Below are 25,636 nucleotides of genomic sequence, written 5' to 3'. Positions count from 1 at the left end.
CCCCGGCCCTCTTGCTCAGGCGCGTTTGACGACGCGGATCAGGAACAGCAGGATGACCGCACCGACGGTGGCCGCGATGATCGAGCCGAGGAGGCCGCCGCCGAGCGACAGGCCGATGCGCGGGAACAGGAAGCCCGCGATCAGCGCGCCGACGATGCCGACGACGATGTTGCCGACCAGGCCGAAGCCGTAGCCGTCGACGATCTGCCCGGCAAGCCAGCCCGCGACGGCGCCGATGATGAGAATGACAAGAAGTGCGGTGAGTTCCATTCGGTCCCTTTCCGCCCCCGAAACGGGGGTCCCACGCGGAATGCGTATGTCGTAACGCGGGATTGGGGCTTCGGTTCCCAATTTGCGGTCGACGGCGCGGTGGCCGCCGGTTGCGCAGGGATCGCGACCGGACCGCGATGAACTGAGGAAATCGAACCTTTGCCGCGGATTCCTGCCGGAATCGGCGCCCAAGGGAGCTATGGCCGCGAAGATTCGGAAAAACCTGCGAATTTAGGCTTGACGGATGCCCGCCCGCGTGGCGCAAGGTGGCCGAAGCTGCCCTAACCCCGAGTCTGCCAAGTGACCCACTCCCTTGCCCGGATCGTCGCGATCCTTGCCCTTCCCTTGCTTGCCGCCTGCGCAGGCACCGCGAAACAGAAAGCGCCGGATGTCGTGCCCGGATACGAGGGGGTGCAGGACGGGGAGTTCTTCATCGAACCGGTGCCCGCGAATTACCTGCAGGACGGGAACATCCGGACCGAGGTGGCCTACGACGGGCCGGAAGCCCCCGGAACGGTGGTGGTCGATACCTTTGCCCGCAAGCTTTACCTGGTGAACGAGGGCGGCACGGCGACACGCTATCCCATCGCGGTGGGCCGGGAAGGGCTGTCGTTCCGTGGTCAGGGCAATGTCGGGCGCAAGGCGGAATGGCCGTCGTGGCAGCCGACGGCGAACATGGTCCGCACCCGGCCCGACCTCTATGCGGCCTATGCGGGCGGCTTGCCGGGCGGCTTGATGAACCCCTTGGGCGCGCGGGCGTTGTACCTGTACCGCGGCGGGCGCGATTCGATGTTCCGCATTCATGGCACGTCGGACGCGGCCTCGGTCGGCCACGCGACGAGCGCGGGCTGCATCCGGCTGTTCAACCAGGATGCCATCGACCTGTACAACAAGGTGCCGAACGGGACCCGGGTGAAGGTGCGGACGGAGGCGGAAAGCCTGGCGCTGGAAGGGCCACAGATGCTGAACGCCTGGGGCCACATGGTCCCGGATACCCCGGAGAACGTGGCCAAGAAGGAGAAGGACGAGGCGGTGCTGGCCAAGCAGGAGGCCCGCGACAAGGCCGCTGCCGAAAAGGCCGAGAAGAAGCGCCTCGCCGCCTGCGCCCGTCGGGGCATTCCGGACAATGAATGCGCCCCGCCGGAAGGCGTGGCGACCGTCTCGGTGGGTACCTCCGACGCCGGCTAAAGCCGGATGACGTAGTCCTTGAGGGTGGTCTGCACGACCTCCCACGTCCCTTCGAAGCCCGGCCGGATGATCAGGCTGTCGCCCGGGTGCAACTGGGTGACGCTGCCATCGGCCCCGGTGAGCAGGGAATAGCCTGACAGGATGCGGAAATATTCCCATTCGGAATAGCTCACGCGCCACTTGCCGGGGGTGGACTGCCAAAGGCCGCAGTAGAGGCCGTCGCGGTCTTCGAGGTTCCAGGTGCTGTGCACAGGATCGCCCGAGATCACCTTGGCCGGATCGGGGCGGGTGACATCGGGCGCGGTGCCGTCGCGGCTGACGCGCTGGATCAGGGTCATGGGTTTCTCCTTTGCGGGCATTCAGGACGCGGGCGCGCCTGGGGTCAACCCCGTGACGCTGCGGTCGGCGGTGCTGCGCTGCGGCGCAAATTTGTTGCGGACCCGTTTCGGTTGTGCCCATATGGCGGGCAGATTGCGAAAGCGCCCCCTGCCGCTGCGAGGCCCCTGATGAGTGCGACTTCCCCGGTCCGGCCCGTGCTTCCCCCCGATATCCGCGCCCGGAAGGGCGGTACGCCGCTGGTGGTGCTGACCGCCTATTCGACTCCGGTCGCGCGGCTTGTCGATGCGCATTGCGACATTGTGCTGGTCGGGGATTCGGTGGGGATGGTGATCCACGGGTTGCCGTCCACGCTGGGCGTGACGATGGAGATGATGATCCTGCATGGCCGCGCGGTGGTGCGGGGGGCGCAAAAGGCGATGCCGGTGATCGACATGCCGTTCGGGTCCTATGAGGAGGGGCCGAAACAGGCGTTTCGCAATGCCGCGCGGTTGATGGCCGAGACGGGCGCCCCGGCGGTAAAGCTGGAGGGCGGGCAGCATATGGCAGAGACGATCGCCTTCCTGACCGCGCGGGGTGTGCCGGTGATGGCGCATGTGGGCCTGACGCCGCAGTCGGTGAACACGCTCGGCGGCTACAAGGTGGTGGGCCGGGCGGAGGAGGCCGAGAAGGTGATGGCCGATGCCCGGGCGGTCGAGGGCGCGGGGGCCTTCTCGGTGGTGCTGGAGAAGGTGCCGGAGGGGCTGGCTTCGCGGATCACGCAGGCGCTGACGATTCCGACCATCGGGATTGGTGCGGGGGTCCGGTGTGACGGGCAGGTGCTGGTGGTGGATGACATGCTGGGCCTGTTCACCGACTTCCGGCCCAAGTTCGTGAAGCGCTATGCCGAGCTTGGCAAGGCGGCGGACGAGGCGATTGCGGCCTATGCGGCGGAGGTGCGCAGCCGCGCCTTCCCGGCGGCGGAGCATTCCTTTGCCGACGACGTTCCGGTGAAGACATGATCCTGAAGACGGTGGCTGACCTGCGGGCCGTGGCGCGGGGCTGGCGGGCGAAGAACGAGGTGATCGGGGTGGTCCCGACGATGGGGGCGCTGCATGATGGCCACCTGTCGCTGGCGCGGCGGGCGCGGGCGGAATGTGACCGCGTGATCACCACGATCTTCGTGAACCCCAAGCAGTTCAACAACCCGGAGGACCTGAAGAAATATCCCCGGACGCTGGAGGCGGATGCCGAGTTGCTGGGCACTGTCCCGGTGGATGCGATCTTCGCGCCCTCGGTCGACGAGGTCTATCCGGAGGGCTTCATCACCACGGTGTCGATGCAGGGCGTGGCGCAGCCCTTGGAGGGCTACATGCGGCCCGGTCACTTCGACGGGGTGGCGACGGTGGTGACGAAGCTGTTCGGGATGTCCCTGGCCGACAGGGGCTATTTCGGCCAGAAGGACTGGCAGCAGTTGCAGGTGGTGCTGCGGCTGGTGCGCGACCTGAACGTGCCGGTCGAGGTGGTGGGCTGCGAGACGATCCGCGAGGCGGATGGCCTCGCGATGTCGTCGCGCAACGTGCGGCTGACGGCGGCGGGGCGGGCGAAGGCTCCGGTCCTGTACGCTGCGATTTCTGCGGCAGCCGAGGACATCCGCGCCGGTCACGCCGACCGGATGGCGATCCGCGAGGCGGCGGAGACGATGCGCGAGGCGGGGTTCGAGCGGGTGGAATATATCGAGTTGCGCGATGCCGAGACGCTGATGCCCTCGGACGACCCGCGGCGGCCCCGCCGGATGCTGGCGGCGGCCTGGATCGATGGGGTAAGGCTGATCGACAACATTCCGGTCTGATCGGACGGTTTTCGAATGGAGCGCTGACGCGCGAAGACTCCTTGTCTCGTCGTCGGGGCTTGCGCCCTCCTCCTCGGTCGAAGGGGGTTTCACCCCCAAACCCCCAGGATATTTGCGCCAGTATGAAAGCCGGATTCCGCACTTGGCGGATCGGGTCACTTGCTGCAAGACTTGCGCCGTTGGCGCGTCGGAAAAACCGGCGCCGGGATGATGTAATTCGGTGTTACATCACTATGTGATGGAAACGGGTTCAACGGAGGGTCGGATGGCCGATTTCGAAACGCAGATCAAGGAAAGCCAGGCTCAGGTCGCCGAGGCGCAGGCGAAGATTTCGGCGATCACCAGCCGGATCGAGGAGGCGCGGTCGAAGCTGGACCAGGGTGCCGTGCTGGACGTGGAGAACGCCACGCTGGAGGATGTGCACAAGCACACCGACCTGATGAACGCCAACATCGCCGAACTGATCATGGGGCTGGACGACGTGACCGCCGGATTCTCGAAGGAATTCGACGAGATGCGGACCAAGACCGGGATGGAGAGCTTCATCGGCATCTTCTCGTCGGCGAAGGCCGAGTCGATGCGGCAGGAGCGGATGCGGGGCGCTTCGGTTGATGACAAGTTGCAGGACCTGATTTCCAAGTCGGACGTGATCGTGAAGCTGTTGCAGGGGCAGCTGGACCTGTTGAACGGGCAGAAGACCAAGGTAGAGGGGAACCTTGCCAGTACCCTTACCGAACGCGAGGACACGGTGGGCGCGCTGGACGCGGTGCGCAAGGAAGTGGCGTCGATGGATCCAAGGATCATCGAACTGGAGAACAGGATCAGCGTCGAGCAGGACGCGGCGGCGCGGACCAAGCTGGAGACGGAACTGGCGACGCTGAATGCCAAGTACAACGCGCTGGTGCAGGACGAACAGGTGAAGCTTGCGAAGAGCCAGACGCTGGAGCGCTATATCGAGAAGGGCAAGACCTGGGTCGACAGTCTGCAGAACCAGGCGGCGACGCAACTGGTGCTGATCAACAAGCTGCAAACGGACACCAAGCAGCGGGTGGTGCTGTATGATGCGCTGACTTCCAGCTTGAAGACCGCGCAGCAGCAGGACGTGGCGCATAGGATCAACGAGATCGGGGTGAAGACCGACCAGGAAGCGCAGACCGCAATGGCGGCGATCGGCGCGGCGACCAACGACAAGATGGCCGACATGCTGGAAGCGCATGAGGGGCATATGGTCTTTGCGAGGGCGATCCTGGAGCAGAAGGCGAAGGCGGATGAGCGGTTCGCGCGGCGCTTTGCTGCGATTGTCGAGAAGCACGACAAGAATACGTATGGGGGATGAGGTTTAGGGATCAGGTTCAATTGAGCCGCAAGTGGGGAGCAATTTCTTTGCTCCTTGGAGGTCTCATATTCGGAGCCATCTATCTGTTGGCCGAGAACGGAAGAAAAGACCTGGCGTTGTACTTGGCAAGCGTCTGCACGGCATTGATTGGCGTGGCTGTGGTGCTTCTTCTTTTTGGTGGGTTGCTCCGACCAATGCAGAAGAAGTTCTACCACTACGCTCTCGAGGCCAATGATCACACTCGAACGATGATAGCCGTCAATCCTGTCGCAAGATGGTTCTGGTGGCTCGACAACGAAGGTCGCGACCGCGATGCCTGACCCCACCGTCAAAGACGTCCTCACCTCGGACCATCACGAGCTGTACGACACGCTCACCGCCCGTCGCTACTTCGCCAAGTTCGACCGGATCACCGGGCATCTGGCGCGGGTGGCGGCGGAGGTGGAGGCGGAGGGGAAGCTCAGCCGGACCGAGGCGCGGGTGCTGGGGGTCTATCTCAAGGCCGTGGCGGGAACGTTCCGGGCGTTGAACCACAAGTACCTGATGACCGGGCGGGGCGAGGGGGCTCCGCGGCTGACCATCGACCGGCATGAGAGCGGGTTTCCGGTGGCGCAGGAGCTGATGACCATGGCGGTCGATGCCCAGCAGGCCGCGAAGCATCTGGAGGGCATGCCGTCGGAGACGGAACTCAAGGACCGGATGGTGCGGCAGATCGTGGGGGACCAGACGATCCCCACCGCGCTGCAATTCGCGCTGTCGCAGCGGTATTATTATGAGGCGCTGGCGGCGGGGGGCATCTTCTGGGCGCGGAACGACCCGGATGCGCAATGGATCGAAGATCTGGGGGAGCGGCGGCATTTCCTGGTGCATTGGGCGGTCTGGGATACGCAGGACAATCTGCCGGTGGTCTATCTGATGGATCTGGAGGATTCTGGCAGGAAACCCTTGCCGAACGACGCCTACCGCTGGCCCGAGGTGCAGCACGCGCTGATGGCGCAGTCGGTGGGCGGTTTGAAGCTGCTGACGATTGCAACGGGGTTCGACAAGGATTTCCCCGACCTGCACCCGAAGCGGCTGCGGCGGATCATCCTGGGGCCGATGTATTCGGCGGGGTTCACGCTGCAATCGGGGCCGATCTCCAAGGTGCTGGAGGGGACGAAGGCACCGGAGGAGGAGGACTGGGCGCTGGTCTGGACGGTCGAGGACCTGGTTTCCGACCGCGAGGAAGAGGTGAAGGACGGCTGGTTCTCGACCGTGGGGCGGCAGGTGTACAAACTGGATGCGGTCGGCGGGGCGGAACTTGGCGCCACGCGGCAGGAGCGGATGATCATCCTGCCGGAGAAGCCCTATCAGGTGCTGGTGGAACAGAACCCGAAGGGGTTGCAGGGGTTGCGGAAGTTCGTCGTCGGGGCCGGGGGGCGGTTGATACCGACGTTGTAGCCGGGGGCCAGCCCCCGAACCCCCGGGATATTTTCGCCAGTATGAAAGGGATTTGAGGATGAGCACGCGGGACACGATGGAGCTGAAGGAAGAGGCGATCCGGGCGCAGTACGAGGCGGCCTTGGGGATGGTCTTCGGCTTTGATCACGCGCCGCGGCTGGCGAAGCCTTTGGTTCAGGCGGTTCAGACGGAGCGGTCGCCGGGGATCGGGGTGCGGCCGACGTTCCGCTCGACGGTGCCGGGCATGGCGACGCGGTCGACGGCGCGGCCGGGTGGGGTGCGGTTGTCGGAGCGGGTGGAGGGGCTGTCAGATGGCCTCGTGTCACCGGTGCAGGCGGCGGTGCTGAATGCGCTGCGGCGATCTTTGGCGATTGCGCTGGCGATGGGGGAGACGTTTTCGGCGCAGTCGGGGCTCGCGGAGCTGAAGAAGGCGAACCTGGAGGGACGGGTGCCGGAGCCGAAGCGGGCGGAATTCGGCGAGCTGTTGCAGGGCGAGGCGCTGGTGGTTCTGTTCACCTTTGCCAATGCGCTCGCCTATCTGATCGCGCCGCATGTGGGGCCGGGGACGGTGGAACTGGGCGAGGTGGAGGAGGTCTTGACCGACAACGCTCCGCTGGCCTTGCAGGGGGCCCTGTGGGAGCTGGACCAGGACATCGGCGCGCTGGCGACGGATGATGCGAAGCTGGTGGCGGTCTTGTCGGCCTTCGCTGAGGCGCTGATGAAGAAGGTGCAGATAAGGGCGGAGAACGGGGCGCGGACGTCTGTGTTCACGTCCGGGTCGTGGAAGGTGGAGGCGGACGGGCTGACCATCGCCGGGTTCAAGCCGGCGAAGGCGGCGAAGGGCGGGTCCATCGTCATGGCCTTCAAAAGCCCGCATGAGGTGGTGGGGAACCACATCGCCAAGTACCAGTCGATGCGGCTGGCGAAGATGCTGATGGCCTATGACTTCGAGCGGCGGCTGAACCCGTTCGCGGAACTGGGCGGGTTCATCTTCACTTTCATGGGGGATGGCAAGCCCGGGACGGGGAAGACCACGCTGATCCAGATGATGGCGGGGCTTCTGGACGGGTACTGCAAGGTGGCGGGCTATCCGTTCCGCTACCAGAACTTTTCCATCGACCAGATCGACAGTTATCAGGGCAAGTCCGGCCAGAACGCCAAGGCCTTCATCGACGCGGTGATTGATCCGAGCGTGATCGGTTTCGGCACCATCGACGACATCGACCAGGTGGCGGGCAAGCGCGGGGACCGGCAGTCATCGGCGGGCCAGCAGGAGGTGACGGCGGTCTTCATGCAGGCTTTCGCCGGGGCGGGAACGGTGGTGCGGGGGAACTGCACCTTCGGGATGTTCTCGAATTACCCGGAGAACGTGGACGACGCTTTGCGCCAGCGGGCCGGGGCGCGGTTTCTGGTCGACGGGCCGCAGAGCCGGGAGGATTACATTGATATCCTCTCGCTGCTGTTGGGAAAGAACCACTCGATCCCGGTGGGGGACCATCAGCTTTTCGCGGCGCAGGAGATCAGGAAGGCGGTGGCGGCTTCGTTCGAGGGATATTCGAAGCCGCATGAGGATGGGTTACTGAAGGTCTGGGACAAGGTGGCCTCGGACATCGGGCCCTTGGATACGCTGGCGAAGATGGGGGCCTACCTCAAGGCGATCCAGCAGGCGGATGAACGGTTCACGGGGCGGGCGATCAAGAACATCACCGATGCGGTGAAGGTCCGGGCGATGGACTTTGAACTGCCGGACGAGTGGATGGCCGAGCCGGACCTGTTCCTGTTCAAGGGTTATGACGAGAAGCTGGCGATGATCCGGGGGTTGATGACGCCGATCACGGTCGAGATGGTGATCCAGGAGATCAACCGCTACGCCGACTCTGAGTTCCGCTATGCCGACAAGTCGGACGAGGTGGCCATCGAGGCGATGGTGCGGGAGTTCGGGCGGACGGAAGAGGCGAAGCGGCGGTATCTGGAGGGGAAGCAGTGAACGACTTCTTTTATGGAGCGAGCTATCAAGCGTTTCTTATAACTATCACAACTTTGGCGGTGATAGGTTGGATTCTACCGAGATTCATTAGGAGAAGGATGTTGCGGTCAATCGCCTGGCTACCGCTAGTTTGGGTAGTTAGTCTAATTTTACTATCCATACTGTCTGGAATAGCTTCCCTTGTCTTGCATATACTGAACAGCACGAATGTAATCTCAAATGTGTTGGAAGATTTTCCAGGCGCAATTTCATATTTCTATGAAACTGGTGTCGAACTGTCTGTTTTGAGTCTAATGACAACGACTCTGAGCTGCGTGTGGATTATCGCCCATTGGGCGCTCTGGGGTATAAAACTTCATGATGGCAGGATGCCATGAAACGCCTCATCCAGCGCGGCCACATGTTTGGGAAACTCGCCAAGGCCTCCTCTCCGGCCCCCCTCCCCCAGCCCCTCCCCACTAGGGGGAGGGGAGGCGCTTGGTCGGTTGGCGTAGGTGCAGGTGGTGGACGGTTTGGCCCTCCCTCCCCCCTGTGGGGAGGGTCGGGGTGGGGGGCCTCGGGCATGGGGCGTGACGGATGACGGGCATTCACCCGATAAACCGGAAAAGGGCGCGTAAGTTGCGGGCGGAGATGACGCCGCAGGAGCGGAAGGTCTGGGTCAAGCTGCGGGAGTTGAACCGGATGCTGGGGCTCAACTTCCGGCGGCAGGCGCCCATCGGGCCGTTCATTGCGGATTTCGCCGATCTGGGGCGGCGGGTGGTGGTCGAGATTGATGGCGGCGGGCATGGTGGGGAGCGGGACCAGCGTCGGGATGAGCGGTTGGTGGGCCAGGGGTTTCGGGTGTTGCGGTTCTGGAACCCGGAGGTTTCGGGGAATATCGAGGGCGTGATGCAAGTGATCTTCGATGCGGTTGGCGGCGAGGATTTGGCCGATAGTGCGCCCCCCGCCCCTATCCCCTCCCCACGCGGGGGAGGGGAGGCGCTTAGGGCTGGCGTTTCGCGTGATGGTCTGGCGGTTTCGCCTCTGGCTGACGCCCCCCCATCCCAGCCCTCCCCCACGCGGGGGGAGGGAGGCGCTCGTCCTTTAGCGTTGCGCGGAACGGCGGACCGGGGAACCTCCCCTCCCCCCGGTGGGGAGGGGATGGGGGTGGGGGGCACGCCATCAGCCATGAGCGCGCGGGAAGGTCGTCCATGAAACGCCTCATCCAACGCGGTCTCATGTTCGGGAACCTGATCGAGGTCTCCTCCCCAGCCCTTGTCGAACGCTACAACCGGGCACTGAAGCATTTGACGGGGAAGACCACCAAGCTCGACGATTTCCACATCGACCTCTCCGGCTACTCGCCGGAGATTGGGGATGAGCTGAAGGACGACCTCTACCTCAACCCCAACGGGGCGAACCGGCAGTTCATCCTGCTCACCACGGCGCAGAAGGATGCGCCTTTGCTCAACATCAAGTTCTCCACCAGCCGGGGGATCCTGACGCAGTTCATCGAGAAGAACGACGCGCAGTTGTTTGCGCTGACGGCGCGGGATGCGGTGGCGGGGGAGTTGCAGAATTCGGTCTATGCGGTGGACACTCCGGCGCGGCTGTTCGACATCAGGCAGGTGACGGTCGAGGCCGACACCATCGGCGGGCATGTGGCGGATGCGGGGAAGCTGGCGAAGCTGATCGAGCGGTTCCGGCAGGAGCCCGACGGCTGGCGCGACGATGTGCTGGTGGCGGAGATGATCACGCTGGCGAAGAAGACGGGCGACGTGACGCGGGTGCCGATTGCGCTACCGGCGATGACCTTCGAGCAGGCGAACTTCTGGACCAGCTTCTTTGGCGGGGTCTACATCTTTCAGGGGGTGCGCTATCCGGCGGCGATTTCGACGCTGGACTGGCATAGCTTGGGCGAGGTGCCGGTGCCGCAGGTGATGGACTTGACCCTGCGCAACCAGATCGCCGACTGGCTGGAGCGGAATGGCCTCACCGAGCCCATCGTGCAGGCGCGGGGGGCGGATGCCTCGGCAATCCTGCGGCAGAAGATGGATTTCATCCTGGTCGATGCGGCGGACCGGCTGGGGATCGAGGTTGGCGACGCAAGGCGGACGGAGCTGCGGAAGATCGCCTATAAGTTGGGGTCGGCGTTGCCGCAGGAATTCCTGGGGCTGGCGGACCTGTTGCGCTGGGTGGAGGCCGGGGGGGCCTGGCCGAAGATCACCAGCGAGCATCCGGCGTATTTCTACACGCTGCGGGGCAAGGCGGGGCCGGATCGGGACCTGGTGAACATGCTCTTGACGGAACTGTCGCCGATGGACGTGCGGCAGATGTTCATCACCCACAAGGAGCTGTTCTATGCGCAGTACATGACATGGTCGGATCGCAAGAAGACCTATGTCGCGGATTTCCTGGCGCGGGAGTATCAGGTGGACCGGGAAGGCGCGCGGACGGCTTTGTTCGGGCCGGAACCGGGGATGGACGAATTGCACCGCCCGCAGATGGCCGAGGGGCCGAAGCCGGTCCGCGGCCCTGCGGTCGGGCCATGGGGGAGAAGGTAGATGGGTTGGTTGCGGCTTGCGTTCTTCATGTATGTGGGGCTGACGATCATCTATTTCGTCACCTCGATCTACTCCCGGTCGGTCCGGCGCGAAAAGCTGGAGAAGGAATGGGACACCGACCCCGCGCGTGAGGGCCAGACGGTGCAGGAGCGACAGGCCTTCATCGAGGCGGGGATGGTCCACTATGACAAGGGGCTGAAAAAGCGCCTGCTGTGGCTTATCTATATCATTCCGACCATCGGCTTCCTGGTCACGATCTATCTTATCAACTGGCACTGAAAGGGCGCACCCATGTGGACCAAGATCAAATGGGGTATCCGGATCCTGCTGGTGCTGATCGTCGGCCTCTTCCTGCACTACACCCTGCCGCAGCATGACGTGGTGCGGATCACCGAGACCTCGAACCGGATCACGCAGATCGGCGGCAACTGGATCTTCTATTCCATCGAGGACACCGGGACCGGCTCCGAGACCAGCACGACCCGCGACATCCGCTTCATTGATGCGGCCTATGCCGACGGTGATGTGATGGTCTACCGCAACGAGGATACCGGCTGGTTCTGGCCGCCCTATTTCAAATGGGACAGCGCCACCCTGCAGGCCGAGGCGGCGAACCTGAAGTCGACCTCCGCCGCGCCGCAATGGGTGGTCATCACGCATTACGGCTGGCGGATTCCGCTGTTCTCGGCCTTTCCCAATGCGGTGAACATCTATCCGGTCGAGGGGCCGGATGTGACGATCATCCCCTGGGTCAACATCATCCTTCTGGCCGTCCTGGCCTTCGTGATCCTGATGATCCGCAAGATGTGGCTGCAATTCCGCGAGCGGATGGTCGACCCGGCGTTGGCGGATGCGGGCGAGGCCTGGGATTCGGTCGAGGCGCGGGCCGAAAACGCCCGCAAGGAAGCCCGCGGCTTCTTCGGGCGGATCGGGGCCTGGCTGGGGACGTGGCGGGCGAAAAAATAGCTGAGGGAAGCCGACCAGCTGGATATTGCCGGGGCGCTGCGCGCTGGTAGTGTCCGGGCCAGTCGATGACCCGACGCTTGCCTGGACCTGAAGGAGACCATGATGCCCGAGGCTTATGTCTGCGCCTACCTGCGCACCCCGATCGGCCGTTTCGGCGGAAGCCTGGCTTCGGTCAGGACCGATGATCTGGGGGCCGTGCCGCTGCGGGCGCTGATGGATCGGCATGATCTGGATTGGGCGGCGGTCGATGACGTGGTGTTCGGCTGCGCCAACCAGGCCGGGGAGGACAACAGGAACGTGGCGCGCATGTCCCTGCTGCTGGCCGGACTGCCGGTCTCGGTTCCGGGGACCACGATCAACCGGCTGTGCGGGTCGGGGATGGATGCGGTTCTGACGGCGGCGCGCATGATCAGGACCGGCGAGGCGGAACTGGTGATCGCGGGCGGGGTGGAAAGCATGACCCGGGCGCCCTTTGTCATGCCCAAGGCCACCTCGGCCTTTTCGCGGGCGAACGAGGTGCATGATTCCACCATCGGCTGGCGGTTCGTGAACCCGCTGATGCAGGCGCAATATGGCGTGGAATCGATGCCCGAGACGGCCGAGAACGTGGCCGAGGACTACGGGATCAGCCGGGCCGACCAGGATGCCTTTGCGCTGCGGTCGCAGGAGAAGGCGGCGGCGGCCATCGCCTCGGGGCGGCTGGCACAGGAGATCGCGCCGGTCACGATCCCGCAGGGCAAGGGCGCGCCGGTCGTGGTGGACCGGGACGAGCATCCGCGCGCGACGACGCTGGAAAAGCTGGCTGCGCTGCCTGCGCCGTTCCGCAAGGGGGGCAGCGTGACGGCGGGCAACGCGTCGGGCGTGAACGACGGGGCGGCGGCGCTGATCATCGCCTCCGAGGCGGCAGCGCGGCAGCACGGGCTGGTGCCGATTGCCCGCATCCTGGGTGGCGCCGTCGCCGGCGTGCCGCCCCGGATCATGGGGATCGGTCCGGCGCCGGCCTCCCAGAAGTTGATGGATCGGCTGGGGCTGGCGGTCAGGGATCTCTCGGTCATCGAGCTGAACGAGGCCTTCGCGTCGCAGGGGCTGGCGACGTTGCGGGAGCTGGGGATTGCCGATGATGATTCGCGGGTGAATCCGAATGGCGGCGCGATTGCGCTCGGGCATCCGCTGGGCATGTCGGGGGCGCGGCTTGTCGGCACGGCGGCCCTGCAGGCGAAACCGGGCGAGAAGGCGCTGGCGACCATGTGCATCGGGGTTGGTCAGGGGATTGCGCTGGCGTTGGAGCGGGTTTGAAACCGCGTGAGGCCTGGTCGACGGTCAGTGGGGCTGCCCGTTGGCGATGCGGGTCCGCAGGTCCTCAAGGATGGTTGCGGTCTCTGACGCGCCGAAGCGGCGCGCGCCGTTCCGATAGTAAAGCAGCAGGGCATCAAGGTCGAAGCAGCCGCCCGAGGCCTTGATCGTGGTTTCGGGCTTCAGGATGGCGCGCATCGAGCGGCAGTCCTCGGCGATGGAGGCCTGCATGTCGGGGCGCTGTCCGGTCGAAGTCTTGACGAACTGCGCGCCGGCCCGTTCCACGATCAGCGCCGCCTGCAGACGCTGCGGGCGGGTCAGGTAGAAGCATTCGAGAATGCCCTTCACGGTGACATCGTAGGGCCGTGCGGCTTCGACGATGGCGTTGACGTCCTGTTCGACATACGCGTGATCGCCGGACAGGAAGGCGGAGATGTTGATCACCATGTCCAGTTCCTGCACGCCTTCGTCCAGCGCGCGGCGGGCCTGGAGGAGCTTGACCTCGGTATGGTCGTTGCCATGCGGAAAGCCGACATAGGTCTGGAGCAGGACGCCCGTGCCCTCCAGCCGTTTGCGCGCGGCCTTGACGCGGATCGGCTGGGTGGTGAAACGGCCAGTGCGATATCTGATCGCCGTCTCGATCCCTTCAACCATGTCGCGTTCGGTATGGAAGGGGTCGATGATTGAATGGTCGATCATGGACGCAAGTTCGTCGACGGTGAGCATGCGGTTCTCCTCCGTGGATGTGTTCTGGTACATTTAGCGTTAAAAGACCAGAGCAGCAACCGGAATCCGCAAGTTGGTGTTTTGTCGCAGCGACGAGGAATCCGGACGGGCGCTTGGCGGCCCCGCCTCGAACCTGTTGTGGCGGAGGCCCGCGAGTAACCGGCCAAGGCGCGAAGACAAGGAAGATCATGGCCGAGCCAACCGTGAGAAGTATGGCGATCAGGCGCAATGAAGGCGAGCGGCTGAAGGCCTGCCTGCGCGTGGGCACGGCGCGGGATTGACGGCTGATCGCCCTTGCATGCATTTCAGTTTAGCGTTAAATGCTCCAAGCAAGACGCTGTGCGCGACCTCGGGCGGCGTGAAGCCGGACACTCCGGGCAGCAGCATTGAAGGGGGAAACCAGAATGGCGATGATGGACATGGACCTGACGGGAAAGACGGCGCTGATCACGGCCTCGGTGACGGGGATCGGTCTGGCCACGGCGCAGCAGCTGTGCTCGCGGGGGGCGAAGGTCTGGATCAACGGGCGGAAAGCCGACCGGCTGGCGCAGGCAGCGGATGCGGTTCGGGCGCGGGTGCCAGGGGCGCAGGTCATGACGGTGCAGGCCGACGTCGCCACCGTCGAGGGGTGCCAGCATGTGATTGACACCGTCAGGGACGTGGACCTTCTCCTGAACATGGCGGGCGGGACCGACCGGATCGTGCCGTTCGACGAACTGACCGACAAGGACTGGCAATACCAGTGGGATTTCAACGTGATGAGCGGTGTCCGCCTGACCCGCCACTTCGCGCCGCTGATCAAAGCGAAGACCTATGGCCGGATCATCTTCATGACCTCGGAAGCCGGGATGGTGACACCGGACATGATCGTCGATTACGGGGTCTGCAAGGCGGCGGTCATCCGTCTGTCACGTTGCGTGGCCGAGATGTTCCACCGCCACCCCGGCGTGACGGTCAACTGCGTCAGCCCCGGCGGCACGATGTCGGAATGGGTCTATCGCGACGCCAAGGGGCGTCCAGTGCAGGAGTTCGAGAAGCAACACTTCGAGAAGAACGAGACGACCTCGCTGCTTGGCCGGTTCGCGGAGGCCGACGAGGTGGCGAACATGATCACCTATCTGTGCTGCCCGGCCTCGAACGCCACGCGTGGAGCGGTGCTGCGGGCGGATGGCGGACCGGTCCGGACTGTCTGACCTAAACCACGGCGACGCTCCTCTCCCCCGCGTCCGCCGGGCCGACCTGACCGCCTCCCGGTCAGGACGTCCTCGGGCCGTTCCGGTGCGGAACGGCCCGCTTTTCGGAAATCCAACAGTCACTAGGGTCAGGACCATGAAATTCGGCGTGCATTCCTTCGTCTGGAACGATGCCCAGGACACCGCAGCCATCGAATACGGAATGGAGCGCGCGAGGGTGGCGGGCTACGACTTCTTCGAGTTGCCGGGGTTCGACCGCAAGCGGGTGGACGTGGCGCGCATCGCGAAGACTGCGGAGTCCTTGGGCATCGAACTTGGCGCATCCTGCGGCCTCGCGCCGGAATTCGACGTGTCGAGCGACGATCCGGCAGTGGTGGCGGCGGGCGAGGCGGTGCTGAACGAGGCGGTGTCGATTGCCCGCGATGTCGGATCAAGGGGGATGAGCGGGCCGATCTTCTCGGGCCACCAGAAGTACCGCGTGATGCCGACACGCAGGAACTGGGACACGTCGGTTGCCGTCCTGACGCGGGTGGCCGACCGGGCGAAGGCGGCGGGGGTCGCGCTGTCGATGGAGCTGGTCAACCGCTACGAGACCAACCTGATGAACACGGTGAAGCAGGGGCTGGCCTATATCCGCGACACCGGGTCGGACAACCTGTTCCTGCACATCGACACCTTCCACATGAACATCGAGGAAGGCGACATGGGCCAGGCGATCCGTCTGGCGGGCGGCAGGATCGGCTATTTCCACGTCGGCGAATCGAACCGGGGATACCTTGGTTCCGGCTCTATCGACTTTGCGCCCGTCTTCGATGCGCTGGTCGCCATCGGCTATCAGAAGGTGATCAGCGTCGAGGCGTTCAACACGCAAGGTTGTGGCGACTGGCTGAAGGCGATCTGCGCGATCTGGCGCGAGAACTGGACCGATGCGGATGCCTTTGCCCTGACCTCGCTGGACTTCATGCGTGCGCAGTGGGACGAGGCGCAGCGTCGGGCGGCGGCCTATCGATAGATACAGGGGATGGGCGTTCGCCCGATCCCTCAGTTCATGTAGATGCCGCCGTCGACAACCAGGGACTGGCCCGTCACATAGGCCGAATCCTCCGAGGCCAGGAAGGACACGACGTTCGCGATGTCCGCAGGCGTCGCGAAGCGGCCCATCGGGATCGTCGCGGCCATCTTCCTGATCTGGCTGCCGCGCGGTGTGCCTTCACGCTCGGTCACCATGCGGTCGATCTCCTGGTACATCGGGGTGTCGACCATGCCGGGGCTGTAGACATTGGCCGTGATACCATGCGGTGCAAGTTCGAGGGCAACGCTTTGCGTGAGGCCGCGGACGGCAAACTTCGACGCGACATAGGCCGAAACCCAGTCGCCGCCCTTGTGGCCGCTGATCGAACAGGCCGCGATCAGCCGACCACCGCGTCCTTGGGCGATCATCTGCCGGGCGGCAGCCGCATAGCAGTGGAAGACACCCTTGAAGTTGATGTCGAAGGTGCGGTTCAGGATCTCGGGCGTGGTGTCCATGAACCGGGCGATCAGCGTGACCCCGGCATTGGCCACCATCACATCAAGCCCGCCAAGCGCTGCGACATGATCCGCCACCAGCGCGTCAACCTGGGACTGGTCGCTGACATCGGCAAAGGCGGTGCGGCAGGTTCCCCCGGCCTTGGTGATCATGCGGGCTGCCTCGGCCAGGGCGTCCTTGTTGGCGGGCAGGTCGGCCAGAGTGACCGACAACCCGTCCCTGGCCAGGCGCTCGGCAATGCCGCGCCCGATGCCCTGGGCCGATCCGGTGACGATGGCGGTGCGTGTCATGGGGGGTGTCCTCCTTTTGGCCGTTGCGGGCTTTGCCGTTCCGTAGTGTCCGGGCCGCGATTGTCCCGTTGACAGCGGTCTCAACTTTGTTTAGCGTTAAACAAGAAACCGCGCAAGCCTGGTCTTGCCGGGAACTGCAACTGCCCCTCGCGGCGGACGGCAATGACGGGGCGCAACCGCTTTCGTCGTGGGGAACCGTTAGTCTGCAGTGGCAGGGCGGAAAGGAGGGATGGAAGATGATCACGATGCAAGACCCGAAGTCCAACCGCCTGATGCGCCTGCATGCCGCCCTGATGACCCCCTGCGACGCCGAGGAGAACATCTCGCACGCCTGCCTGCGCCGCCTGGTCGCCCATGTGAAGGGGCAGGGAATCGACGGCTTCTATGTCGGGGGATCGACCGGCGAGGGCCTTCTGCATTCGGTCGCGGAACGCATCGCCACTTTCGAAACGGTCGCCGAGGCGGCGGGCGACAGCGCCCGTATCGGCCATGTCGGGGCGATCGCAACCCGCGATGCGCAGGTGCTGGCAAGGGCCTGCGCCACGCTACGCTATGACGCCGTGTCGGCCATCCCGCCGATCTACTTCCCGCACGGCAAGGATGAGATCTTCGGCTACTATCAGGACATCCTGTCCGCCGCCGCCGGAATGCCGCTGATCATCTACAACATCCCGGCGATGAGCGGCGTCAGCTTCACGCTGGAGGACCTGGGGCGATTGCTGGAGCTGCCGGGCGTCGTCGGGATCAAGCAGACTGCCATCGACATGTACCAGATGGAGCAGCTTGCCCGCGCCTTCCCCGGCAAGGTGCTTTTGAACGGCTATGACGAGATGCTGCTGGCGGGCCTTTCCATGGGGGCGAACGGCGGGATCGGATCGACCTACAACGTGCTGGGCGCGGCGTACCTGGAACTGGTGCGGTTGCAGGGGGCAGGCCAACCGGCCGCAGCCCTTGCCGTCCAGTCGAAGTGCAACGCCGTCATCGACGAACTGGTCCGCGTGGGCGTCTTTCCGGGCCTGAAGTACCTTCTGCACCGGATGGGGGTGGTCGCCACCCCGGTTTGCCGCAGGCCGCTTGCCATCCTGACCGCTGCCACCAGCGGCCGACTTGACCAGATTGCCGCAGAACTGGCCGCCTGACGCGCGCCATCCCCTGCCAGAGACAAAGAGGATCAGATGACCCTGCACCCGATGAAGACGCTGATGGCCGATGCCCATGCCGGGGGCTATGCGGTCCCGGCCTTCAACTGCGCCAACCTGGAGATGATCCAGTGCGTGCTTCGGACCGCCGCCGAGCTGCGCGCGCCGGTGATCCTGGGCATCCACCCGGTCGAGATCGCCTATATGGGCAGCGCCTCGATTGCCGTTGCGATTGCCAGGGGCGTGGCCGAGGACCTGAAGGTCGATTTCGCCATCCACCAGGACCATGGCGATTCGGTCGAGACCTGCATCCGGTCGATCCGGGGCGGCTTCACCAGCGTGATGTATGACGGCAGCCACCTGCCCATCGCCCAGAACGCCGCCAACGCGCGGGAGGTGGTGAAGATCGCCCATGCCTGCGGCGTGACGGTCGAAGGCGAGGTCGGCACCATCGGCATGACCGACGAATTCGGCACGAAGTTGGAGAACGCGCACCTATGTGATCCCGAGATGGCCGTGGAACTGGCCGATACCGGGATCGACTGTCTGGCCGTCGCCATCGGCAATGCGCATGGCTTCTATACCGAGACGCCAGAGCTGCGCTTCGATCTGGTCGAGGAAATCAACAAGCGGGTCAAGATCCCGCTGGTGCTGCACGGCGGCACGGGGATCCCCCGCGATCAGGTGCAGCAGGCGATCCGCATGGGCGTGGCCAAGATGAACGTCGGCACTGCGCTGCGCTATGCCTTCGTCAAGGCGGCTGCCGACACCATCGCGGCAGAGGTCGTCAAGGACTTGGCCCTGATGACCATCGGCACGGCCGGGATCACGGCCGGAGCCGATGTGGTGCGGGACTATATGGACATCTGCATGTGTGCGGGGAGATCGAAGTGAACATCCGTTCGGAAACAGGCGCCCAGCCGGGCAGCGCGGACACAGGGGAGGCGAAGATGGCGCAACATCGCATTGCCGATATCGAGGTCCACCTCGTCTCGACCACAGCGCCCGCAGGGTTGGCAGACGCCACGCGCACCGTCGAAACCATCGGCATGACGGTGGTCCGGGTAAAGACCGACACCGGGCTGGAAGGGGTGGGCGTCACCTATCACGAGGTCGGCGGCACGGCGATCAAGGCCCTGATCCTGCACGACATGCTGCCCCGGCTGAAGGGCCGCGACATCTTCGACACCGAGGTGATCTGGCGCGACTTCTTCGGCGTCTTCCGGGGGGTGGGCCGCAAGGGCCTGTTCTTCTGTGCACTGTCGGCGATCGACTTCGCGCTTGGCGACCTGAAGGGCAAGGCGCTGGGGATGCCGCTTCATCGGCTGATGGGCGGCGGGCGGTCGCGCATCCCGGTCTATGCCTCGGGCGGCTGGGTCACATACAGCGACGAGCAGCTGGTCGAAGAGATGCAGGACATGGTTGGCCAAGGCTATTTCATGGTCAAGTTCAAGATCGGTTTCGACGGCGGTCGCCAACCCGGCCGGGACGTGGAGCGCGTCCGCAAGGTGCGCGAGGCGCTGGGCGACGGCATCGGCATCATGATCGACGCCAACAACTGCTGGGACGCGGCCACGGCGATCCAGTTCGCTGACCGTGTCAAGGAACTGAACCCGATGCTGATCGAGGAGCCGGTCTTCGCCGACGACATCCCGGGCCTGGCCCGTTTCCGCGCGAAAAGCACGATCCCGCTCGGGACGGGCGAGCACGAGTATACCAAGTGGGGCGTCCGTGACCTTCTGATGGCCGATGCCGCCGACATCGTGCAGGTCGATGGTGCGCGGGCGGGTGGCTACACCGAGATGATGAAATGCGCGGCCCTGTGCGAGGCCTGGAACGTCAAGTTCGCCCCGCATGCGATGGAGCATATCCATATCCCCATCGCCTCGGTCTGCGGCATCGTGCCCTTCCTCGAACGCCTGCGGATGTTCGAGCCGGTGACGCATTCGGTCTGGAAGAACGCGCAGGTGCCGCATGACGGCTATCTCGACGTGATCGAGGCACCGGGCCACGGGCTGGAACTGGACATGGACTTCATCCGCGACGCGGACGAAACGTAAAGGAACATCAGATGGATATGATCATTGGCGCTGGCCTGCGCGGGGCCAGCGATGGGAAGACTCGTCCCGTCATCAACCCCGCGACCGGCGAGGTGATCGACACGGTGCCAGAGGCGACTCTGGAAGACGTGGCCTATGCCATCGGCGTGGCGGTGGAGGCGCAACGGGACTGGGCGGCCCGGACGACGCGGGAACGCACCGACATGATCCGGGCTGCTGCGGGCATGATCCGGGCGCGGCGGCTGGAGCTGGGCAAGGTCCTGAGCCGCGAGGCGGGCAAGCCCTACATGGCGGAAGCCGTGTGGGAGTTCGACTCGGTCGCCTACATCCTTGAGGCGTCCTGCGAGGTGGCCAAGCATCACTACGGCCATGTCATGCCGGATTCGACGGAACCGGGCTATGACCACGACCTGCAGTTCACCATGCACGTTCCGCGCGGTGTCATCGCCTGCATCGTGCCCTACAACTTTCCGCCGGCGATCTGGGCCTTCAAGGTGGGCGGCGCGCTGGCCGCTGGCAACGCAGTGGTGGTCAAGGCGCCGTCCTATGACCCGCTGGCGGTGATCGAATGCCACAGGATCCTGATCGAGGCCGGGATTCCTCCGCAGATCGTGCAGTGCCTGACCGGCTCGGGCGCGCGGGTCGGCAATGCGATGTGCGAAGACCCGCGGGTGGATGCGATCAACTTTACCGGGTCAAGCGACACCGGCGTCACCATCGCCCGCGCCGCGGCCACCCATCTGACGCCGACCTACATGGAGCTGGGCGGCAATGACGGGCTGATCATCTGCGACGATGCCGACATGGACCTTGCGGTGAAGGAATCCGGCGACAAGGCGCGGAACTCGGGGCAGGCGTGCAGCGCGGCGAAGCGTTTCATCGTCCACAACTCGGTCAGGAAGCGCTTCATGGAACGGCTGATCGACGAGCAACTGTCTACGCTGGTGGCGGGCGATCCGCTGGACCCTGCCACGACGATGGGCCCGATGATCGGCAAGCCTGCGGCGGAGGAAATCGACCGGCAGGTTCAGCACACCGTGGCGCAGGGCGGCAAGGTCATGTTCGGCGGCAAGCGGCGGAACACATACGCCTTCTTCGAGCCGACCGTGATCGCCGATGTAACCCCTGACATGGACATCGCGCGGGACATGGAGGTCTTCGGGCCGGTCTGGCCGATCATCGGTTTCGACCGGATCGAGGATGCGATCCGCATCCATAACAACACCAAGTTCGGTCTGGGCGGCGGCATCATCACGCCCGACACCAAGAAGGCCCTCCAGGTGGCGCGGCAGCTGAAGACCGGGCATGTGGCGATCAATGCCTCGGGCGGGTTCCGGGCGGCGGAATTGCCCTTCGGTGGCGGCAACAAGGCCAGCGGCAACAGTCGGGAAAGCATGTCGGAAGTCATGCGCGAGGTGACGCAGGTCAAGTCGATCATCCTGCGCGACGTGTTCAGGCAGTGATCTCTGGCGGGCGCTTCGGGCGTCCGCCTACGAGGTTCCGACCGGGGCGACCGAGGACCGCGCGACAATCTGGTAGGGCATCACCGTATCCGAGACGAGCGGTGTCGCCGGGTCCTTCCGCCGCGCCCTGATGCCCGCATCCAGCACTTCCATTGCCCGCTCGGTCATCGCCTGTGCGTCCTGATGCACCGTTGTCAGCCCCGGCCAGACCTGTTCGGCAACCGGCGAGTCGTCGTAGCCCACCACCGACAGCGCAGCGGGCACCGGAATGCCCCGTCTTTGGGCGGTAGCCACCACGGCGGCGGCGAGGGTGTCGTTGGCGGCAAAGATCGCTGTCACCCTTGGTTCGCGGGACAGCAACTCTTCCGCAGCGATCAGGCCGTCATGAAACCGGAACGCCGCGCTTTGGACGATGCAGTCCGGGCGCATCGCGATGCCATGCGCGCGGAGAGCGATCTCATAGCCCTGCAATCGCGCCGCGCTGCCGCTTTGCGCGTCGGGACCGGCGACATGGCCGATCCGGTCGTGCCCGGCCGCAACCAGCAGCGACACAAGGTCATAGGCGGCCTGCCGTTCATCGCACCTTACGGATGCAAGGCCCGGCAGCGGATGCCCGGGGGCAAGGGCGACGGCAGGAACCGACAGCGGGACCTTCTTCGGGTTTGCCGCAATGAACTCCGCGATCGGAGAGGGGAGCAGGAAGCCGTCGATCCCGCCGCTCTCCATCCGCGTGATCGTTGCCTTCAACTCCTTGGGGTCGTCTATCTGGGCCAGTTGAACCGACACGTCGACATGCAGCCGCGCCGCCGCCTTCATCGCGCCCACGATCACGGCGGCGATGAACGGGTTGATCACCCCGGGGTACAGAAGCCCGACATGCGGGCGCACCATGCCCGCCAGTTCCTGTGCGGCGCGGTTCGGCACATAGCCCAGTTCCTCGATCTTCTGCTGCACCTGCTGGCGCAGCTGGTCGCTGACATTGGCGCGATTGTGGATCACGTTCGAGACGGTCATCATCGAGACACCGGCCGCCTCGGCCACATCCTTCACCGTCACCCTGTCGGTCTGTCGTCCGCGTCGGGCGCGCTTGGCTGCGATCTCGTTCATCCTGCCTGGTCCTTGGTTCTGTCGCCATTGATGCGTGATCGCGTCCTGCATGTCGATTCGGAAGTCGATGGCGCGGTCCCCGACCCGGATGCCCCATTCCGGGCGATCCGTTCTGGCGCAAACCCGCGCCAACCGATTGTGAATCTTCGAAGCGGCCGCCTGTCATGCCCGATAGCATAGAGTGTTGACTCCTGCGTGTGTAGCGCTAAAGTAGTTTAGCGCTACAATGAAGACGAAAGCCTGGACCGGAGCGCGTTGCGACAGTCCTTGCAGGGAAGCGCCGCAAATCAGCAGGAGGAGGACCTACATGAGACATTCCGTATCCGCGTTCGCCATCTCGACCGCACTTTCGTTGACCGCAGGGGCGGCCTTTGCCGAAGGCACGGAAGCCGAGGTCATGCACTGGTGGGTCTCTGCCGGTGAATCTGCCGCAATCAAGCAGGTGGCCGACGCCTATACCGCTGCCGGCGGCGTCTGGAAGGACAACGCCATCGCGGGCGGCGAAGTCGCCATCGCCAACATCATCAGCCGCATCACCGGGGGCGACGCGCCGACCGCCGCGCAGATGCCGCTGGGCAAGCAGATCGACGACCTCGTCGCCTCGGGCCTTCTGGCCCCGCTGGACGGACCTGGCGCCGAGACCGGCTTCCTCGACAACATCCCGGAGGTCTTCAAGGAAGCTGTCACCTACGACGATGGCCATGTCTACGCGCTGCCGATCAACAACCACGGCCACAACTGGGTCTGGTTCAACAAGTCCGTGCTGGACGCCGCCGGAGCGAAAGAGCCCGTCACCTGGGACGATCTCTTCGCCGCCCTGGACGCGATCAAGGCCAAGGGCAATGCGATCCCGCTGGCCGTGGGCGCGCAACCCTGGCAGCTGGGCCAGACGTTCTGGACCGTTCTCGTGACCGAGGGCGGGGCGGACCTCTACTACAAGGTCAACCGCGACCTCGACGTCGAGGCTGTCAAGTCGCCCGAATTCCGCAAGGTCGTCGAGACCTTCATCAAGCTGCGCGACTATTCGGACGAAGGCTCGGCCAACCGCGAATGGAACGTTGCGGCCAACATGGTCATCACCGGGCAGGCCGGCTTCCACTTCATGGGCGACTGGGCCAAGGGCGAATACCTTGCCGCCGGTCAGACCCCGGGCGTGGAATTCGGCTGCCAGCTTCTGGGCAACGGCGACGGGCACCAGAACTTCATCGTGGCTTCGGACGCGTTCATCTTCCCGCTGGACGGCGCAGATGGGTTGAACGAGGCGCAAACCCTGCTGGCAACAACGATGATGAGCAAGGAGGTTCAGGTCGCCTTCAACGCCAAGAAGGGGTCGGTTCCGGCGCGTCTGGATGTCGACATGGCCTCGCTCGACGCCTGCTCGCAGGAAGGCGTGGCGGCGCTGCAAGACCCGAACCAGCGGATCGCCGCGACCGATTTCCTGAACACGCCGGACTATATCGGCGCCGAACGGGACCTGGCGGCGACCTTCTGGGCCGATCCGGCGATGACGGTGGACCAGTTCATCGAGGCCTATGTCGCGTTGGTCGAGACCGAAGCCTCGATGCGTTGATCGACAGGGGAGGCGGCGGTTCGGCCGCCGCCTCCCGCCGAAGGAAACGGGCCAGGGGGAGGGCGCTGCAATGAACATCACGCTGAAACAGGGCCGGGTCGGCACCGACATCAACGGCACCGTGCCGGACAGGCTGAACCTGAAGGGCCGCGTCGCCATGGTCACGGGCGGATCGCGCGGGATTGGCAAGGCCTTCGCCGTCGGGCTGGCCGAAGCGGGCGCCGACGTGGTGGTCGTGTCGAGGAAGACGAAGGAGGAAGGCGAGGCGGTCGCGGCCGAGCTGCGCCAGATCGGGGCCAAGGGGTCGTTCGCGGTGCTGGCCGACGTGACCAGCCGGGCGTCGCTGGATGCTGCGGTGGACGAGACGGTCAAGCGCCTCGGCAAGCTCGACATCATGGTCGCCAATGCCGGGATCGGCATCGACGTGAACGCCGAGGACATGACCGAGGACCAGTGGGACCGTCTGATGGACGTGAACCTGAAGGGCGTGTTCTTCGCCGCCCAGGCCGCCGCGAAGCACATGATCCCGCGCAAGGCGGGCAACATCATCGTCACCTCGTCGCTGTCGGCCTTCGTGGCGAACGGCAATCCGCAGGCCTGCTACAACACCTCGAAGGCCGGGGTGAACATGCTGGTGCGCTGCCTTGCCTACGAATGGGCGCGGCACAACATCCGGGTGAACGCGATCGCGCCGGGGTTCATCATGACCGACATCCTCGGCCCCTACCTGAGCGAGTTTCCGGACGAAGCCTACGGCTACATGATCAAGCCCGCCGCGATGAACCGGATCGGCACGCCGGACGAACTGGCGGGGGCGGCGGTGTTCCTGGCCTCGGACGCCTCCAGCTACATGACCGGGCAATGCATGGTCATCGACGGCGGCTATTCGCTGACGCCACTGGAAAACCGGCTGCTCTGACGCAGGCGCAGGGAGAACCCATCATGCCGACACGCGCACGAACCGGCCCCCGCTTCGCCTGGGGCAACTACCTGGGCTTCGCACCGGCGGCGCTGATCGTCGTCTTCGTCTATCTCTTCGCGATGGGCTGGACGGTCTGGATGTCCTTCACCAATTCCAAGATGCTGCCGACCAGCAAGTTCGTCGGCACATTCCAGTATGCCCGGCTGTTCTCGGATGACCGCTGGCAGGTTTCGGTCGTCAACCTTGGCATCTTCTGCGCGCTTTTCGTGGCGCTCAGCCTGATCCTGGGCCTCCTGATGGCTATCGCGCTGGACCAGAAGGTGCGGTTCGAGGACGGGCTGCGGACGATCTACCTGTATCCGCAGGGCATGAGCTTCATCGTCACCGGCCTGATCTGGCAGTGGATCCTGAACCCGCAGATGGGGTTGCAGGGGTTCTTCCGGGGGCT

The 25,636-nt window shown here is 64.8% G+C and carries 26 protein-coding genes; 21 read left to right on the top strand and 5 right to left on the bottom strand.

The genetic code is table 11. From position 1 onward, the window contains the following. Positions 1-15: 15 nt before the first annotated feature. On the bottom strand, positions 16-270 hold the full coding sequence (locus JNL31_RS05790) for a GlsB/YeaQ/YmgE family stress response membrane protein (RefSeq protein ID WP_294970993.1): 255 nt from the start codon (positions 268-270) through the stop codon (positions 16-18). Between the two features lie 345 nt (positions 271-615). On the opposite strand from JNL31_RS05790, the gene JNL31_RS05785 reads away from it, so the two are divergent. Further along, on the top strand, positions 616-1,458 hold the full coding sequence (locus tag JNL31_RS05785; RefSeq protein WP_366928921.1) for a L,D-transpeptidase: 843 nt from the start codon (positions 616-618) through the stop codon (positions 1,456-1,458). Here JNL31_RS05785 and JNL31_RS05780 read toward each other — a convergent pair. After that, on the bottom strand, positions 1,455-1,796 hold the full coding sequence (locus tag JNL31_RS05780) for a cupin domain-containing protein (protein ID WP_294970992.1): 342 nt from the start codon (positions 1,794-1,796) through the stop codon (positions 1,455-1,457). The two genes, JNL31_RS05785 and JNL31_RS05780, sit on opposite strands and share 4 nt — an antisense overlap. A gap of 168 nt (positions 1,797-1,964) precedes the next feature. Between JNL31_RS05780 and panB the strand changes: the two genes are divergently transcribed. From panB to pcaF, 11 genes are all read left to right on the top strand, one after another. Next, positions 1,965-2,795, top strand: a complete 831-nt coding sequence (panB, locus tag JNL31_RS05775) for a 3-methyl-2-oxobutanoate hydroxymethyltransferase (protein ID WP_294970990.1) — start codon at positions 1,965-1,967, stop codon at positions 2,793-2,795. Beyond that, the gene (gene panC, locus JNL31_RS05770; RefSeq protein WP_294970988.1) at positions 2,792-3,625 is read left to right on the top strand and encodes a pantoate--beta-alanine ligase; all 834 of its coding nucleotides are present in this window, start codon (positions 2,792-2,794) and stop codon (positions 3,623-3,625) included. Before panB ends, panC begins: the two co-directional genes overlap by 4 nt. Before the next feature lie 265 nt (positions 3,626-3,890). Then, positions 3,891-4,961 carry a hypothetical protein gene (locus tag JNL31_RS05765; protein ID WP_294970987.1) on the top strand — a complete coding sequence of 357 codons (1,071 nt, stop codon included), beginning with the start codon at positions 3,891-3,893 and terminating at the stop codon, positions 4,959-4,961. Positions 4,962-4,981: 20 nt separating this feature from the next. Beyond that, complete coding sequence (locus JNL31_RS05760; protein WP_294970985.1) at positions 4,982-5,281, top strand: hypothetical protein; 300 nt, start codon at positions 4,982-4,984, stop codon at positions 5,279-5,281. Next, positions 5,274-6,401, top strand: a complete 1,128-nt coding sequence (locus JNL31_RS05755) for a hypothetical protein (RefSeq protein ID WP_294970984.1) — start codon at positions 5,274-5,276, stop codon at positions 6,399-6,401. Before JNL31_RS05760 ends, JNL31_RS05755 begins: the two co-directional genes overlap by 8 nt. A 58-nt stretch (positions 6,402-6,459) precedes the next feature. Next, on the top strand, positions 6,460-8,388 hold the full coding sequence (locus tag JNL31_RS05750) for an ATP-binding protein (RefSeq protein WP_294970982.1): 1,929 nt from the start codon (positions 6,460-6,462) through the stop codon (positions 8,386-8,388). Between the two features lie 576 nt (positions 8,389-8,964). Then, a complete protein-coding gene (locus JNL31_RS19130) occupies positions 8,965-9,582 on the top strand; it encodes an endonuclease domain-containing protein (RefSeq protein ID WP_366928919.1) in 618 nt (205 codons plus the stop codon). Continuing rightward, positions 9,579-10,931 (top strand): DUF6638 family protein, encoded by a 1,353-nt coding sequence (locus JNL31_RS05745; protein WP_294970980.1) that lies wholly within the window; start codon positions 9,579-9,581, stop codon positions 10,929-10,931. The genes JNL31_RS19130 and JNL31_RS05745 overlap by 4 nt, the downstream gene beginning before the upstream one ends. After that, on the top strand, positions 10,932-11,210 hold the full coding sequence (locus JNL31_RS05740; RefSeq protein ID WP_294970978.1) for a hypothetical protein: 279 nt from the start codon (positions 10,932-10,934) through the stop codon (positions 11,208-11,210). Between the two features lie 12 nt (positions 11,211-11,222). Further along, a complete protein-coding gene (locus JNL31_RS05735) occupies positions 11,223-11,897 on the top strand; it encodes a DUF1523 family protein (protein ID WP_294970976.1) in 675 nt (224 codons plus the stop codon). A 102-nt stretch (positions 11,898-11,999) separates the two neighbouring features. Next, positions 12,000-13,193, top strand: a complete 1,194-nt coding sequence (gene pcaF, locus JNL31_RS05730) for a 3-oxoadipyl-CoA thiolase (protein ID WP_294970974.1) — start codon at positions 12,000-12,002, stop codon at positions 13,191-13,193. Between the two features lie 24 nt (positions 13,194-13,217). Here the strand turns inward: pcaF and deoC are convergent, their stop codons facing one another. Further along, positions 13,218-13,916, bottom strand: a complete 699-nt coding sequence (deoC, locus tag JNL31_RS05725; protein ID WP_294970972.1) for a deoxyribose-phosphate aldolase — start codon at positions 13,914-13,916, stop codon at positions 13,218-13,220. Between the two features lie 404 nt (positions 13,917-14,320). On the opposite strand from deoC, the gene JNL31_RS05720 reads away from it, so the two are divergent. Beyond that, entirely contained in the window at positions 14,321-15,109 is a 789-nt protein-coding gene (locus JNL31_RS05720) for an SDR family oxidoreductase (RefSeq protein WP_294970970.1), read from the top strand. 136 nt (positions 15,110-15,245) lie between these two features. Beyond that, on the top strand, positions 15,246-16,121 hold the full coding sequence (locus JNL31_RS05715) for a sugar phosphate isomerase/epimerase (protein WP_294970968.1): 876 nt from the start codon (positions 15,246-15,248) through the stop codon (positions 16,119-16,121). Positions 16,122-16,150: 29 nt separating this feature from the next. On the opposite strand, the gene JNL31_RS05710 is transcribed toward JNL31_RS05715, so the two are convergent. Next, positions 16,151-16,927 (bottom strand): SDR family oxidoreductase, encoded by a 777-nt coding sequence (locus JNL31_RS05710; protein ID WP_294970966.1) that lies wholly within the window; start codon positions 16,925-16,927, stop codon positions 16,151-16,153. Between the two features lie 236 nt (positions 16,928-17,163). On the opposite strand from JNL31_RS05710, the gene JNL31_RS05705 reads away from it, so the two are divergent. Genes JNL31_RS05705 through JNL31_RS05690 form a run of 4 tightly spaced genes read left to right on the top strand, consistent with a single transcriptional unit; the run spans position 17,164 to position 21,589 of the window. Beyond that, on the top strand, positions 17,164-18,066 hold the full coding sequence (locus JNL31_RS05705; protein WP_294970964.1) for an N-acetylneuraminate lyase: 903 nt from the start codon (positions 17,164-17,166) through the stop codon (positions 18,064-18,066). Between the two features lie 36 nt (positions 18,067-18,102). Beyond that, complete coding sequence (locus JNL31_RS05700; protein WP_294970962.1) at positions 18,103-18,960, top strand: class II fructose-bisphosphate aldolase; 858 nt, start codon at positions 18,103-18,105, stop codon at positions 18,958-18,960. A 56-nt stretch (positions 18,961-19,016) separates the two neighbouring features. Then, positions 19,017-20,126, top strand: a complete 1,110-nt coding sequence (locus tag JNL31_RS05695; protein WP_294970960.1) for a mandelate racemase/muconate lactonizing enzyme family protein — start codon at positions 19,017-19,019, stop codon at positions 20,124-20,126. Between the two features lie 11 nt (positions 20,127-20,137). Beyond that, on the top strand, positions 20,138-21,589 hold the full coding sequence (locus JNL31_RS05690; RefSeq protein ID WP_294970958.1) for an aldehyde dehydrogenase family protein: 1,452 nt from the start codon (positions 20,138-20,140) through the stop codon (positions 21,587-21,589). 27 nt (positions 21,590-21,616) lie between these two features. Here the strand turns inward: JNL31_RS05690 and JNL31_RS05685 are convergent, their stop codons facing one another. Further along, positions 21,617-22,696 (bottom strand): LacI family DNA-binding transcriptional regulator, encoded by a 1,080-nt coding sequence (locus JNL31_RS05685; RefSeq protein WP_294970956.1) that lies wholly within the window; start codon positions 22,694-22,696, stop codon positions 21,617-21,619. A gap of 307 nt (positions 22,697-23,003) precedes the next feature. Between JNL31_RS05685 and JNL31_RS05680 the strand changes: the two genes are divergently transcribed. From JNL31_RS05680 to JNL31_RS05670, 3 genes are all read left to right on the top strand, one after another. After that, complete coding sequence (locus tag JNL31_RS05680; RefSeq protein ID WP_294970954.1) at positions 23,004-24,266, top strand: ABC transporter substrate-binding protein; 1,263 nt, start codon at positions 23,004-23,006, stop codon at positions 24,264-24,266. 70 nt (positions 24,267-24,336) lie between these two features. Beyond that, a complete protein-coding gene (locus JNL31_RS05675; RefSeq protein WP_294970952.1) occupies positions 24,337-25,185 on the top strand; it encodes a glucose 1-dehydrogenase in 849 nt (282 codons plus the stop codon). A gap of 23 nt (positions 25,186-25,208) precedes the next feature. Then, the coding region (locus JNL31_RS05670; protein ID WP_294970950.1) for a carbohydrate ABC transporter permease at positions 25,209-25,636 on the top strand (428 nt) is incomplete at its 3' end.

This window comes from Tabrizicola sp., from assembly GCF_016792905.1.
Taxonomy (GTDB): Bacteria; Pseudomonadota; Alphaproteobacteria; order Rhodobacterales; family Rhodobacteraceae; genus Tabrizicola.
The sequence above is the reverse complement of the archived record's forward strand: the minus strand, read 5'-3'. Positions and strand labels throughout refer to the sequence as shown.